Raw genomic sequence first — 14185 nt, 5'->3', positions numbered from 1 at the left:
CTGAGCGTTATTCCATATCTTCCCACTCGATCCCCATTTCGTCCATCAACCGCTTCGCTTCAGCGGGGATGCTATCTGGGCACTCTTTCGACAGATCGGCATCATCAGGCAGAGGCTGGCCAGTGTAGGCATGCAAAAATGCTTCGCACAACAGTTCGCTATTGGTGGCGTGGCGCAGGTTGTTCACCTGACGACGGGTACGTTCATCCGTGAGGACTTTTAGCACTTTGAGCGGAATAGACACAGTAATTTTCTTTACTTGTTCATTCTTCTTGCCATGTTCAGCATAGGGGCTGATGTATTCCCCATTCCATTCAGTCATTGACTCACCTGTTATAACGCTAAATTCGGGGCAGATTTTAAACCCTTACAGATTACAGTCAAATTATTGCTACTATTTCTGAGCGATTGCAAACAGATTTCTTTATGTTTAGACGTCTAAACGTCTTAACGCCTATTGACGATACCACTGGGCTTAGGTACATTTAGACGTCCAGACATCTCTTTGCGAACTTAGGAGTTCCCGATGACCGCAGGTAAATTAGTGACCGAACGTCAATTAGCCACATTAGCAGTGCGTCAGGGTATCGAAAGCGATACTCAGTATGGCGCTGTGGTGCCGCCAATTTACCTGTCGACGAATTACGCCTTCGATGGTCATAAAAATCCTCGTGAATTTGATTACAGCCGTTCCGGCAATCCTACCCGCAGCATCCTAGGTGATGCCCTAGCTAAGCTGGAAAAGGGCGCAACCGGTGTGGTGACTTGTACTGGCATGGCAGCCATTACCTTAGTGACCACTTTGCTTGGCCCCGATGATTTGCTGGTGGTGCCCCACGATTGCTACGGCGGTTCGTACCGTTTATTTACTCACTTGGCTAAAAAGGGCCAATTTAAACTGCTGGTGGTCGATCAAACCGACGCCCAAGCGCTTGAGCAAGCCATCGCCCAACAACCTAAGATGGTGTGGATTGAAACCCCCTCTAACCCTCTGCTGCGAGTCGTCGATATCGAAGCTATCGCCAAGGCGAGCCACGCCGTAGGTGCTTTAGTGGTGGTGGACAACACTTTCCTCTCACCAATTTTACAGCAACCGCTATTACTGGGTGCCGATATCGTTATCCACTCCACCACTAAGTACATCAATGGTCACAGCGATGTGGTGGGCGGGGCAGTGATCGCCAAAGATCCTCAACTCGGTGAGACCTTACATTGGTGGTCAAACACCTTGGGCTTAACGGGTTCTGCCTTCGACAGTTATCAAACCCTGCGTGGCCTGCGTACCTTAGCCGTACGCATTCGTGAGCACCAAAGCAATGCCCAGCGTATTGTGGATGTGCTGACAAGTAGCCCAGTGGTGAGCAAAGTGTATTACCCAGGCCTTGCGGAACACCCCGGCCATGCCATTGCCGCCAAGCAGCAAAAAGGCTTTGGCGCTATGCTGAGTTTTGAGCTTAAGGGCGGCGAGGCCGAAGTGGTCGCCTTTTTAGATGCCTTAAGTTTATTCAGCGTGGCCGAAAGTTTAGGTGGCGTTGAGAGTCTCGTGGCCGTACCCGCGACTATGACCCACAGGGCGATGGAGCCGCAAGCGCGTTTTGAAGCTGGTATTAAAGACACCCTATTACGTTTGTCGGTTGGTATTGAAGATGCCGACGACTTAGTTGCAGATATTCAAGCAGGATTGGCCGCCGTCGCGGCTTGTCAGTAGAGGAATAATAGATGGCACGTTGTCACTTACATAAATTTGGTGGTTCTAGCTTAGCCGATGCCGATTGTTATCGCCGAGTCGCCCATATTCTGTTAACCCATGGCCATAGTGATGATCTGGTGGTGGTGTCTGCCGCGGGTAAAACCACTAACTTTTTATATAAATTATTGTCCCTGCGCGATAGCAACCAGTTATGGCAGGAAGAGTTACAAGTCCTTATCAGCTATCAGCAGGGCTTGATTGAGCAGCTGTTATCCAATGAGCAAGCGCGGGACCTGCGTGAGCGTTTAACCACGGATAAAGCCCAGTTAATCAGTCTATTATCTTTAGATTCCCGTAACGATTACCAAATTAGCCATGTAGTGAGTTTTGGTGAGCGTTGGTCGGCGCGCTTAATGGCAGCGCTGCTGCGCGAATCGGGTGTGGCTGCAAGCCATGTGGATGCCTGTTCGATTCTCGTGGCCGACGAGGCCGCCGTACCGCAAATTCGTGTGCAAGAATCCCGCACCAAAGTGCAAGCATTACTGGCCGCGCATCCTAACGAGCGTCTAGTGATCACCGGTTTTATTTGCGCCAACGAGCGTGGCGATACCTTGCTATTGGGTCGCAATGGCTCTGACTTTAGCGCTAGCCTAATTGCCAGCCTTGCCGACATTGAGCGCGTGACCATTTGGACCGACGTTGAAGGGGTATTTAACGCTGACCCGAATAAGATCAACGATGCGAAATTACTCAAGAGCATGTCCCTCGCCGAAGCCGATCGCCTAGCGCGTTTAGGCTCGCCAGTATTACATTCACGCACTTTGCAGCCGCTGTTTAACACTGAGGTGAGTTTGGCTGTGCGCTCAAGCTATGCCTCCCACACCGACTTTACCCTGATTGCGCCGCACAGCTCCTCAGCGAGCGCGCCTGTAGTAACCAATCTTAATGCCGTGGTGTTATTTGGCTTTAAGATCGCGGGTGATGTGGCCAATCTGCTCGAGCAATTAGTCGAAGCAGGATTAACGCCGCTGGCGCATTGGGTATCGGCGCATCAACGGCTTGAGCTTGCCTATACCGCTGAAAATCAAAAACAAGTACAAAAATTATTGGATGCGCAGGCAGAAGCCTTTGGCATTAAAGATCTGCAAATTAATACCGAGCTTGGTTTAGTGGCACTTGTGAGTGCCGATGCCGAGCATTATCGCCGTAGCTTTGCCCGTTTACTGAGCCGCGACGCTAAGCCCTTGTTCAGTGGTGACTTAAGTTTGGTGACTTTAGTGCCACAGTCGCAGGTTAATCTGCTGACGCAAAAAGTGCATCGCCGCTGTGCTGGCCCGCGTAAACGCATTGGCGTATTGCTGCTGGGTGTGGGCAATATTGGCGAGGCGTGGGTGAAGCTGTTTAAGTCAGTTTCTCCCTCGTTAAATCAAGAGCTTGAAGCGCAAGTCGAGTTAGTCGGTCTGGTTACTTCCAGTAAAGCTTTGATTAAGTCCACTGGTGTGGATTTGGAAAGCTGGCAGCAGGAATTCGATGCCGAGGCAACACCTTGGCAGTACGAGCATCTATTTGAACAATTAGAACAACTTAACTGTGATGAACTGATTGCATTAGACATCAGCGCCAGCGCCAGTTTAACCCTGCAATACCCAGAGTTTTTCGAGCGCGGCATTCATATGGTCAGCGCAAACAAACTCGCGGGTTCTGGCCCGCTGCCTTTTTATCGGGAATTGAAGGAACAACTCGGTTATCGCCGTCTATTCTGGCGTTATAACGCTAGCTGTGGCGCGGGCTTACCTATTCAGCACGCCTTAAACGATTTGCGTAACAGTGGCGATAGCGTTGAAGCCGTTGGCGGGATTTTCTCTGGCACCCTGTGTTGGTTATTCGAGAAATACGATACCAGCAAACCTTTCTCGGAATTAGTGATTGAAGCGCGTGGTTTAGGGATTACCGAACCCGATCCACGCGACGATCTTTCTGGCCGCGATATGCAGCGTAAGCTGCTGATTTTAGCCCGTGAAATCGGTCTGGAAATCGAGCTTGAGGATATTGAGCTGCGCTCCTTAGTGCCTGCCCATTTAGCGGATATTCCGCTGGAGCAATTCCTTGCCCGTATCGGTGAGCTGGATGATGAATTGCTGCAACAATACGGCGCAGCGGCGGAGCAAAACAAGGTACTGAGATATGTCGCCTCCTTGGACAATAGCGGTGCGACCCTAAAAGCCGAGGTGGGATTACAGTGGATTGATGCGAATCATCCCTACGCCAACCTTACGCCCGGGGACAATGTGTTTGTGATCCGCTCTGCCTTCTATCAAGGTAATCCTTTGATTATCCGTGGGCCGGGTGCTGGCCGTGAGGTAACAGCGGCGGCGGTGCAATCGGATCTAACACAGATCTGTCGCGATCTGCTGCAAGAATAGGAATAAACCCCGTATCTTCAAGTTGATTCGGCTTATATTCATAGACTTAAAGGACTCATTCGAGTCCTTTTTTGTTGGCTAAAATTAGGTCTAGGATCTAAGTGGCAAACAAGGGATAAGAAAATGCCAAAAAGGGGGATTTTTTGGCTTGACTTAACCGCCAGTTTCTCTAGTATATGGACATATAGACGTCCAAACATCCATATGGATTAAATTACTGCATTTATAAGTCGTACCAGCGCGATGGAGCGTCGCACTTGGGCGGTTGAGGAAATACACATGGCTTTTCATCACGCACAACATTCACATTCGCTAAACCAAAGTTTGTCCGAACTTAATGGCGATATTAATGTTTCTTTTGAGTTTTTTCCGCCATCAACCCCCGAAATGGAACAGATCCTGTGGAACTCTATCCGCCGTTTAGAGCCGCTGAATCCTAAGTTTGTTTCAGTGACCTATGGTGCAAACTCGGGTGTGCGCGACCGTACCCATGGCGTAATTGAACGTATTCAAAAAGAAACCAATCTGGTTGCCGCGCCGCACTTAACCTTAGTGGATGCCAGTGATGAAGAGTTGTTAGATCTGGCGAAGCATTACTGGAAATCGGGTATTCGCGACATAGTGGCGCTGCGTGGCGACTTGCCTGCGGGCAGCCCAAAACCAACTCGCTTTGCGGTTGATTTAGTGCGCCTACTGCGCTCAGTGGCTGACTTTGATATTTCGGTCGCAGCTTACCCAGAAGTGCACCCAGATGCGGCTAACGCTCAGGCCGATTTGATTAACCTTAAGCGTAAAATTGATGCCGGTGCGAGCCGTGCTATTACCCAGTTTTTCTTCGATGTGGAATCTTACCTGCGCTTCCGTGACCGCTGCGTTGCGGCGGGAATTGATGTCGAAATCGTCCCCGGTATTTTACCCGTGACTAACTTCACTCAGTTAAAGCGTTTTGCGGGCATGACCAATGTGAGCCTGCCGAGCTGGTTGCATAAGCAGTTCGATGGCTTAGAGAATGATGCCGGAACCCGTCAGTTAGTGGGCGCAAACGTGGCGATTGATATGGTCAAAGTGTTATCCCGTGAAGGTGTTAAAGATTTCCACTTCTACACCCTTAACCGCGCCGAACTGACCTATGCGATTTGCCATACCTTAGGGGTTCGCCCAAAGGCGGTATAACTCAGTAACCCCCCATAAAAAACGCCGCTTTTTAGCGGCGTTTTGTTTCGTCTTTTTTAAGCATCAAATTTTAAAATGCGCCAGTAGGGCGGTTAACCGTGCAGCAAGTTGAGCAAGTTCATCACCTGCCCGCGCGGTTTGCAATGTACTATCGGTCGCATTGGTTGCAATATCATTAATATTATTGATGTTTTTATTAATCTCCGCAGAGACGGCGCACTGCTCATTGGCGGCACTGGCGATTTGAATGTTCATTTGGCTGATGGTAGAAACCGCCGCTGTAATTGCATCAAGAGATTCTCCTGCCTCATGTACTTGAGAGACACAATTTTGAGTTGTCGCTGTACTGGTTTTCATCACGTTAACTGTGGATTTTGCTTTTTGTTGCAGAGCTTCAATCATTTGCTGAATTTCGGTAGTTGAAGCTTGAGTACGGCTAGCGAGTGTGCGTACCTCATCTGCCACTACCGCAAAGCCGCGGCCCTGTTCACCCGCGCGGGCTGCCTCAATCGCCGCATTGAGGGCGAGTAAGTTGGTCTGATCGGCAATATTGCGGATCACCACTAATACTGAATCAATTTGTGTGGTATTGCGCTCGAGTTCGTTAATGGCATTGGCGGCATGGGAAATTTCACCTGCAAGCTGGCTAATTGTTGAAATAACCTTTTCAACCAGCAGCTTACCATGTTCAGTTGATTGATTGGCGTGATTTGCCGCATCGGCGGCGTCGGTGGCATTGTGGGCGACTTCTTGCACTGTTGCCGCCATTTCATTCATTGCGGTGGCGACCTGTTCTGTCTCTTGGTGCTGCCTGCTTGCCATTTGTTGAGTTTCATGGGTGATGGCGGACATTTCTTCAGCGGCAGTTGCTAATAGGCTGGTTGAGTCTGCAACTTGGGAAACTGTATGATGAATTTTTTCGACAAAGTGATTAAACGCGATTGAGAGTTCTGCTATTTCGTCTTTGCCTTTTACTTCAATACGGCGAGTAAGGTCGCCTTCACCTTTGGCTATATCGTTCATCGCATGGGTTGTCTCTGCGATTGGGCGAGTGATGCCTTTGGCGATAAACCAAGCAATAGCTGTACCGATTAATAAAGCAGATAGGCCAATCAGATTTAACTTGAGTCGAATATTTGACATTGTTTCTTCGAAATGACTGCGATCAATTGCAATGTCTAATACACCAAATATGCGGCCTGAATAGTCTCTAATTGCATGGCGGTATAACGCAAAGGATTGACCATTTAAGGTCGTGGCGCGAATGACTTCCCCCTTATCTTGCATGACAGCCGTTAACTCATCGATAGTTGCAGTTTCAGGGGTAAATGTACCGCCAAAGACTTTAAATCCATTGCCATCAGGCAAGAGTAAGGCGATTTCAGCTTGATAGGCTTGTTTAAAATTATCAAAAAAGGGTTGACCAAAAGACATGCCAAATTCTACTGAGCCTGTATGTTCTCCATGATTAAACATGGGTACTAGACCGCGAATACCTAAACCTTCCACACCATACTCTAATCCATAAAGAGCGCGTTTTTGCTGGTTGGTTTCAACGATAGTTTTGCGGATAGCGGTGAGGTCATCACCAAATTTTTCGGGCCGATGTAGCCGTAAAAATGAGGTGGCAGGTGGCGTATGAAACTGAAATTGTTGTACTGCAAATTCTTGCTTGAGTTTTGTGAATATAGGTAAGGTGCGACTGGCTAGCTCATTTCGATCTCGTTCGGCAAACGCACTTTGTACCTCAGGTGTGAGTGAGACAATCGTCGCCATCGCTTCGGCTAATTTCCCCGATGATGCAATTTCAGCAACAGCGGTTTGATAGAGTTTATGTAGTTCTCTTTGCTCGGATTTTTCTGCTTGGCTACTAAATTCTGATAGCACGAGTGGCATGATAAATGTCATGACTGCTAGCAAGAGTATGCACAGCCCAATCACAATTCGAGTGCTAATTTTTAGATTGATCAAAATAACCTCCCAGTCGATATAAATCCGTCTTTTTACTTAACGAAAATTATAGATAGCTAACAGATTCATATCTGAGATAAAGCGTGCTTTTTCAGATTGTTCCTTGCCTTTTATGCTAATTCGTGGACTCGGACACAGAATTTCATATTCCTTAAAACTATTTACTTAGCCTGCTAACTATGTATAATGCTTAGCAGGCTAAGTAAATGGGTAAGCATGATGCAAAAAGAATTAGAGCGATTAAAGGAGTTATCCCTGGCGGAACATTTGGGCCGCTTGCACCGACTATGGCGCACCGTGGCGGATGTGGAGTTAGCGCCACTTGGGTTAACCCATCCTCGTTGGACGGCATTGTGGAAGTTATTGCGTTTGGGCGACAACGTGAGCCAGAAGGTGTTGGCGGATGCGCTGGAAATTGAATTGGCTTCTTTGATGCGTACCTTAGGGCAGCTTGAGGAGCAAGGTTTAGTCGAGCGTCATTGCTGCACTAAAGATAAGCGCGCTCGAATCGTATCGCTAACACCCGCGGGAAAGGACGTATTAAAGCAAGTCGAAGCGCGGATTATCCATGTACGTGGTGAATTATTAGCAGGCATTAGTGCCACTGAGCTTGGCGAGTTTGAACGCATCATTAGCCTAATTAGTGAAAACGCCTTAGCCAAGTTGGCTAAGAGCACAGATATTCTTGAGTGAGAAATAAGATGACACCGGATCAACAATTTGCCCGCCTCGTCAAAATCGCCATGCTCGGTTTTGTGGCTGTGTTTGGCTATTTTATGTTTGCCGACGCTATGATGCCCTTAACCCCACAGGCCATGGCAACCCGTGTGGTGACTAAGGTGACTCCGCAGATCAGCGGTAAGATTCAAACTATTAATGTGAAGAATAACCAAGTGGTCGCCAAGGGCGATTTACTGTTTCAAGTCGACCCCGCCCCCTTTGAGTTAGCCGTGTCTCAGGCCAAATTGGCCCTAGAGCAAGTGCGTCAGGACAATGCCGAGTTAGATGCTTCGTTGTTAGCCGCCAAGGCGGAAGTGAATGCCAGTACCACTACGGCTAAACTAAAACGTCGCGAAGCCAAACGTTTAGATGCACTGTATGCCACCCATGGTGTGTCGCAGCAGCAACGGGATCAGGCTGATAGCGATGCGGACGCCGCCGAGGCGAATTTGTTAGCCGCTAATGCTCGTCTCGATAAACTCAAAGTCAGCCGTGGCCTCTATGGTGAAGATAACCTAAGAGTGCGCCAAGCGAAAAATGCCTTAGAGCAAGCTGAGCTGAACCTGTCTTACACCCAAATTCGTGCCGATCAAGATGGGGTGGTGACCAACCTGCAACTCGAAGTGGGCAGTTTTGCCGCAGTAGGCCAGCCGTTACTCGCCTTAGTCTCTGATAAATTAGATATTATTGCCGATTTTCGTGAAAAGACCTTACGTGGCGTTAACGCATCTTACCCTGCATTAATCGCCTTCGATGGTGAGCCTGGCCGTTTATATCGCGCCCAAGTGAGCAGTGTGGATGCCGGTGTGAGTGCGGGGCAGTTTGATGCCAATGGCCGTTTAGCTGCGCCGCAGGAGTCAGACCGTTGGGTGCGTGATGCGCAGCGCTTAAGACTGCATTTAGTATTAGACGACAATGCGATGAATAACCTGCCAGCAGGTGCGCGTGCTACTGTGCAATTGCTGCCTGACAATACGCTGTTTAGCCTGCTAGCCAAGGTGCAGATTAAGGTCATTAGCCTGCTCCATTACATCTATTAATCTCAAGGCAATTTGCATGTTGTTACGCCACAATCCATTAACCGCTAATGACTTACGCCAGTGTTTGCGCATTGCAACTGGCGGCACCATTGGTTTTACCCTGTGTAAGCTCTTTGGGTGGAGTAATGGGGTATTTTTTACGGTAACCCCAATGCTATTACTGGGTTTGGTCCCTGTGATAAGTGGCCATGCGGTAAGGCAATTATTGGCATCATCTGCCATAGCGGGGCTTGAAGTCGGCCTGCTCGGAGGCTTCTTCGGTAGCCATCCCGGATTGATGACGCCGATTGTTTTTTTACTGTTTTTATATCGTTTTGCGGCGATGTCCCACGGTAGCCTGTTTCTGTTTGGTGCCAATGGCGTGTTGAGTTTAAGCATTATGCTGCACTTTGCCAGCTATCCGGGCACAGATCTTAATGATCTGATTTTTAGTAACTTTTGGGCGACAGGGCTATCTGTCATTATCGCCTATCTGATGACGGCACTTTGGCCGGATGTTGAACCTCGCGCTGCCTATCAACCCGGCCCTAAGGCACCACATCGGATGCGCCATGAGGCCTTGCTCGGTGCCAGCATTGCGACGTTTTCTTTCTTAGTGTTTCAGATTTTCGATCTGCGTGACTCTATGTCGGCGCAGGCAACCACCTTGCTACTTTTATTCCCCATGCATTGGAACGGGGCGTTGGATTATGCCCGTAAACGTGCCGTTGGTACCTTACTTGGGGTGTCGTTTGGGGTGATGGTACAACTCCTCCTCTACGATTGGTCGGGTTTATTGATCCTTATCGTGCCGCTGCTATGGCTTGGCTTAATGTTGTTTGCGCAGGCCCATGTAAAAGAGGCGAGCGGCTCAGGTGTGGGATTTGGTGCCATGACCACCCTAGGGATTTTATTTGGCCAATACTTAACCCCAGGTAACGACTTAATTTTTAGTGCACTGTATCGGGTGAGCAGCATTTTTGTGGCGATAGTGGCGACTTTATTCCTCTGTTATCTGCTACATAAGTTATTGAATAGCTTTGAAGCGACCCGATTTGGTTACTAAAGCGTTAATATTAGATTTTTTTAATGCTTGTTCCGCTTCCGTGCAAGGAGTATGGTGTTTCGATACGTTTAGTGTGGGCTAAACGTGTGAACGCATCACTCAATTATCTCTTTTTAGCAACCTTAGGTTTGACGTTAACACGGTTTTAAACCAGTTAAGAATGACTGAAGGTTTGTTCAAGGATAGAAAATGAATATTAAAATTAGAACATTAGCCAAGGGCATCACACTTATCTATGGCTGTGTCTTGACCTCTGTCGTTATGGCGAATACCAGCGCTCTCCCGCCAGCGGGACAAATCTGCGTGACCTGCCACGGCGTCGAAGGTGAGGGCATTGAGCCACTTGGCCCTCGTTTGGCTGGACTCTCGAAAGAATATATCACCACCCAATTACAGCATTTTCAGGCGGGAGTGCGCCAAAATGCGACCATGATGCCGATGGCGATGACACTGCAAGGTGACGGCATTGACCAAGTGGCGAGTTACTTCTCCGCCAAATCCCCTAAGACTGAGGTTAAGCCTGTGATCCGTGGTGAGCAGGTGACCTTTAGCGATGATACTGCGCGCTTAGCTTACCAAGGCGATTGGTCACGTGGCTTACCGGCCTGCGTGACTTGCCATGGTCCCTCTGGTTTAGGCGGTGGCCTGTTCCCACGTTTAGCGGGTCAGCAGGCCAGTTATATCAAGACGCAACTCTTGGCGTGGCAAGCTGGCACACGTAAGGGAGATGTGGACGGCATGATGGCCAATGTGGCTAACAAGCTGACCGCCGCCGAGGTGGATGCCTTAGCGAACTACTTTGCGAATTTGAAATAAGGAGCCGGCCATGAAATCTTCTGCCATCTTACTATTGGCCGCAATGGGCGTGCTGACAACTCAAGTGCAAGCGGCGCAAGAGTTACCCGACAAACAAGCGCCATTGCCTTCAGTGCCCAAAAACCCTGATCAAACCTATCTTACGCCTAGACCTTTAAGTGCGATTCCCGAAGGTGCCTTCGGCGATAAAGTACGCATGGGTTATCAATTATTTGTGAATACCCAGCAGTTAAGAGATAAGTATGTGGGTAACGAGCTTAACTGCGCCAACTGCCATATGGATGCGGGCCGTAAGGCGAATGCGTCACCGGTATGGGGCGCCTATTTTGCCTATCCCGCGTATCGTAAAAAAGACGATAAAGTAAATACCTTTCAAGAGCGGATACAAGGCTGCTTTAACTATTCGATGAATGGTAAAGCCCCCGCTGCGGGCAGCCCCGAACTGGTTGCACTATCGGCTTATGCCTACTGGTTAGGGATGAGTGGTTTGATGGATGCGGCTAACCTTGATGGCCCTGTACCAGAACTTAGCGATGCCGAATTGGTAAAAGGCGCCAAACGTGAGGATTTCCCGCTGCCAGACACACTAGCCAAAGCGATGACAGTGGAGCAACGCGCGAATCTGCCCGGCCGTGGTTATCCTGAGATCCCAAAACCTGAACTTGCGTTCTCACCCGAGCGCGGAAAAGCCGTGTATACCGCCCATTGCCAAGCGTGCCATGGCGCCGATGGTCAAGGCCAAGCGATGGCGGGCGTTTATTCCTTGCCGCCACTGTGGGGCCCAATGAGCTACAACTGGGGCGCGGGGATGCACAGGGTCAATACTGCTGCATTTTTCATTTATGAAAACATGCCTTTCGCTAAGAGTATTCAGCTCACTAACCAACAGGCATGGGACGTTGCCGCTTACATTAACTCCCATGAACGGCCACAGGACCCCCGCAATAAGGGCGATGTGAAACAAGCGCAGGAAAAATACCATAATGACAACGACTACTACGGTGTCGAAGTCGATGGCAAAGTGCTTGGCACTGGCTCTTATCCGGTATTTCCGAAAAAGTCCTAGTTGAGTCGCTCTTATTCAGTGCTCGCGTTATTAAGTAAGGTGAGTAACTGGATGGGAGGCTTATTAAATCGCCTAAGTATGTGAGTTATTGAGGCCTTACGGCCGAGATGAATCAAAGTCGTGGGGCTTCACCCCACACCCGACCAAGGAGGACTGCTCGTCCTATCCTCCTTGGATTCTCCAAGACACCCCTAGCGAAGTTACATGCATTGGTTACTAGCCTTGGTCTTATGGATAAATTGCTATCGCTTCCGAAGGCAACGTCCCTGTACCTACGAAAGCTAGTCGGACATCCATGTCCGGACTCACGCAATTTATTCCAACGCCCCGCGGCAACTTCGCAGGGGATGGTGAACTTCTGTTGCCTTGGTGCTAGCTGTTAATCCAAAAGATTTGTGCCTGTCCCATCTTTTGTAGTTTAGTCGTTTTGATTGACTGTTCTCGCGGTGAAATAAAGCGAGTCGGTGGATTAGATAGGCAGAAAAGCCTGCAAGCATTTAGCTTTGCTGGCTTTTTTATTGGTCAATTGTACCGACTCATTTGGGTTTTACGTTGAAGGGGTCTTAGTATTTGCAGGTATTAACGTATAGGCTTGTCATGGCATTCGCTCACCGACTCGCAGCCTGTCCATCCGTGGATGCAGGGCCGCCCGTCTGATGTGAAAGGATTCACAAATGCCGCGATGGCATGGATGCCAAAAAGCGGCCATGGGGCGGACGGTCGTCTCGCTAATCACCATGACTCGCCTTTCGGGCATCAGTGTAGTCTGTTGATTTCAAAACTTATCTTGAATACATGAAACGTATCGAGGGAGTCGAACCCTCTCTACGTTTTCTAAGAAGCTGATTTACGCTGGTCTTTGGTCAAAGGAAACAAACTCTTGTTACACCTTACTGTATTTCCTAAGTAAGAGGAAATACCAAATGATATCCACCTCTTTTTTAACAAACCAAAATGCTTCTCGGTTAATAGGGACTCGATTTTTCAGGATGAAAAACGTTGATACCATACTGAGGTTGATGCTAACTTATTAGAATAATTAAATTATTTACTCAGCTAATTCCAATGTTCAACTCTATTCGTTGGTTTCTAGTAGAAGAGCGGGTAATGCACTGTTAGGTGTTCTTATGAGTATGATGTCACAGGTGGCAGCATTCTGCAGAGAGGTGTACAAGACGAAACTGCTTTGGACTATTGAATTTGAAGATGGATCTTTATTGCAGTGGTTTGAAGAAGATGGTTCACAGGTACTTCCATTTTGGTCTTCTGAATCCAGAGTAACAAAAGTGATTGAGCTGCTTAAAGATTTTGATAGCGGAGTACCGACTTCAATAGAATTCGATGAATTTGAAGCTGAATGGGTACTTGATTTGGTTGCGTCAAATATACGTATCGGACCAAATTGGACAGGAGAAAATCTTTCGGGTACTACGTTCGAAGCAAATGAAATGATTCGGCGTATCTATCGACAAGGAAAGCAAACTAGTAAAAACACCTAACGAGCGCATTAAGAGGCGGACATAAAAAGCTTGGCTTGTGCACGTTCCTCTCAAATTATAGCCAAGCATTTTGCCCCGTTTATGCGGGCGTTAGCTATACAGGGAGTTCTATGAGCGATCCGCAAAAAACTTGGGAAGAATATTACGCCCGAATCAAAAACAGAAAAATAGATGAAGCAACTCAATTATGGAATGCAGTTGTAAGCTCTGGAGCAAATGAGGAAACAGTTTTCGCTATGGATTTTTCTCATTTTTGTGACGTTTCATCGAAGTTAAATAAATTAGCCCAACAGCTCAGCGAAAACTATGAAATAGAGCTGAGTGAGGTTGACGAAAAAGGGTATCAATTCTTAACTGGAACAACTCGCCCTTATGGTAATGAATTGAGTGAAGAAGACTTCATAAACTGGGTATCTTTTATGTGTGACGTAGCTCAGTCATACACTTGCGTATTTTCAGAGTTTTCGCTGGAAAGTCCAGAGCTTGGTTTAGTATGGTCAAATACAGAATTTGAATCGGAAAAGTATAGTTAACAAGCACATTAAGTGAAGGGACTGCTAAAAGCTTGCTCGATTTTGCTTCGCTATACATTTTAGCAAGCTATTATCAGCCCCTTGTGCGGGTGCTAAAAGATTCCTCGAAATAAATACTTCATCTATGCGACCTTCGAATTAACAACAAAATGAATTCACCGTGTATGAATCTATGAATACATTTTTCATAACGCAGGAATGCGGCTTAC

The 14185-nt window shown here is 48.0% G+C and carries 12 protein-coding genes; 10 read left to right on the top strand and 2 right to left on the bottom strand.

Translation table 11 applies throughout. The features are described from left to right. Positions 1-7 precede the first annotated feature (7 nt). On the bottom strand, positions 8-322 hold the full coding sequence (metJ, locus tag SHD_RS14190; RefSeq protein ID WP_011073770.1) for a met regulon transcriptional regulator MetJ: 315 nt from the start codon (positions 320-322) through the stop codon (positions 8-10). Between the two features lie 222 nt (positions 323-544). Here metJ and metB point away from each other — a divergent pair, with 222 nt between their 5' ends. From metB to metF, 3 genes are all read left to right on the top strand, one after another. Next, positions 545-1708, top strand: a complete 1164-nt coding sequence (gene metB / locus SHD_RS14185) for a cystathionine gamma-synthase (RefSeq protein WP_039978458.1) — start codon at positions 545-547, stop codon at positions 1706-1708. Between the two features lie 11 nt (positions 1709-1719). Then, positions 1720-4113: a bifunctional aspartate kinase/homoserine dehydrogenase II gene (locus SHD_RS14180; RefSeq protein WP_023267754.1), complete on the top strand. Its 2394-nt coding sequence runs from the start codon at positions 1720-1722 to the stop codon at positions 4111-4113. A 279-nt stretch (positions 4114-4392) separates the two neighbouring features. Next, a complete protein-coding gene (gene metF / locus SHD_RS14175) occupies positions 4393-5286 on the top strand; it encodes a methylenetetrahydrofolate reductase (RefSeq protein WP_039978441.1) in 894 nt (297 codons plus the stop codon). A gap of 63 nt (positions 5287-5349) precedes the next feature. On the opposite strand, the gene SHD_RS14170 is transcribed toward metF, so the two are convergent. Then, positions 5350-7254: a methyl-accepting chemotaxis protein gene (locus SHD_RS14170; protein WP_039978457.1), complete on the bottom strand. Its 1905-nt coding sequence runs from the start codon at positions 7252-7254 to the stop codon at positions 5350-5352. Between the two features lie 222 nt (positions 7255-7476). Between SHD_RS14170 and slyA the strand changes: the two genes are divergently transcribed. From slyA to SHD_RS14135, 7 genes are all read left to right on the top strand, one after another. Continuing rightward, complete coding sequence (gene slyA / locus SHD_RS14165) at positions 7477-7950, top strand: transcriptional regulator SlyA (protein ID WP_039978440.1); 474 nt, start codon at positions 7477-7479, stop codon at positions 7948-7950. A gap of 8 nt (positions 7951-7958) precedes the next feature. Beyond that, complete coding sequence (locus tag SHD_RS14160) at positions 7959-9017, top strand: HlyD family secretion protein (protein ID WP_023267750.1); 1059 nt, start codon at positions 7959-7961, stop codon at positions 9015-9017. Positions 9018-9033: 16 nt separating this feature from the next. Then, on the top strand, positions 9034-10062 hold the full coding sequence (locus tag SHD_RS14155) for a DUF2955 domain-containing protein (protein WP_023267749.1): 1029 nt from the start codon (positions 9034-9036) through the stop codon (positions 10060-10062). A gap of 189 nt (positions 10063-10251) precedes the next feature. Then, complete coding sequence (locus SHD_RS14150; protein ID WP_023267748.1) at positions 10252-10878, top strand: c-type cytochrome; 627 nt, start codon at positions 10252-10254, stop codon at positions 10876-10878. Between the two features lie 10 nt (positions 10879-10888). After that, entirely contained in the window at positions 10889-11944 is a 1056-nt protein-coding gene (locus tag SHD_RS14145; protein ID WP_023267747.1) for a c-type cytochrome, read from the top strand. A gap of 1127 nt (positions 11945-13071) precedes the next feature. Beyond that, complete coding sequence (locus tag SHD_RS14140; protein ID WP_039978439.1) at positions 13072-13443, top strand: DUF2750 domain-containing protein; 372 nt, start codon at positions 13072-13074, stop codon at positions 13441-13443. A 110-nt stretch (positions 13444-13553) separates the two neighbouring features. After that, the gene (locus tag SHD_RS14135) at positions 13554-13976 is read left to right on the top strand and encodes a hypothetical protein (protein ID WP_023267745.1); all 423 of its coding nucleotides are present in this window, start codon (positions 13554-13556) and stop codon (positions 13974-13976) included. The last annotated feature ends 209 nt before the right edge of the window (positions 13977-14185 follow it).

This window comes from Shewanella decolorationis S12 (genome assembly GCF_000485795.1).
In the GTDB taxonomy this organism is placed as follows: domain Bacteria; phylum Pseudomonadota; class Gammaproteobacteria; order Enterobacterales; family Shewanellaceae; genus Shewanella; species Shewanella decolorationis.
This window is presented reverse-complemented; position numbering and strand designations above follow the sequence as displayed.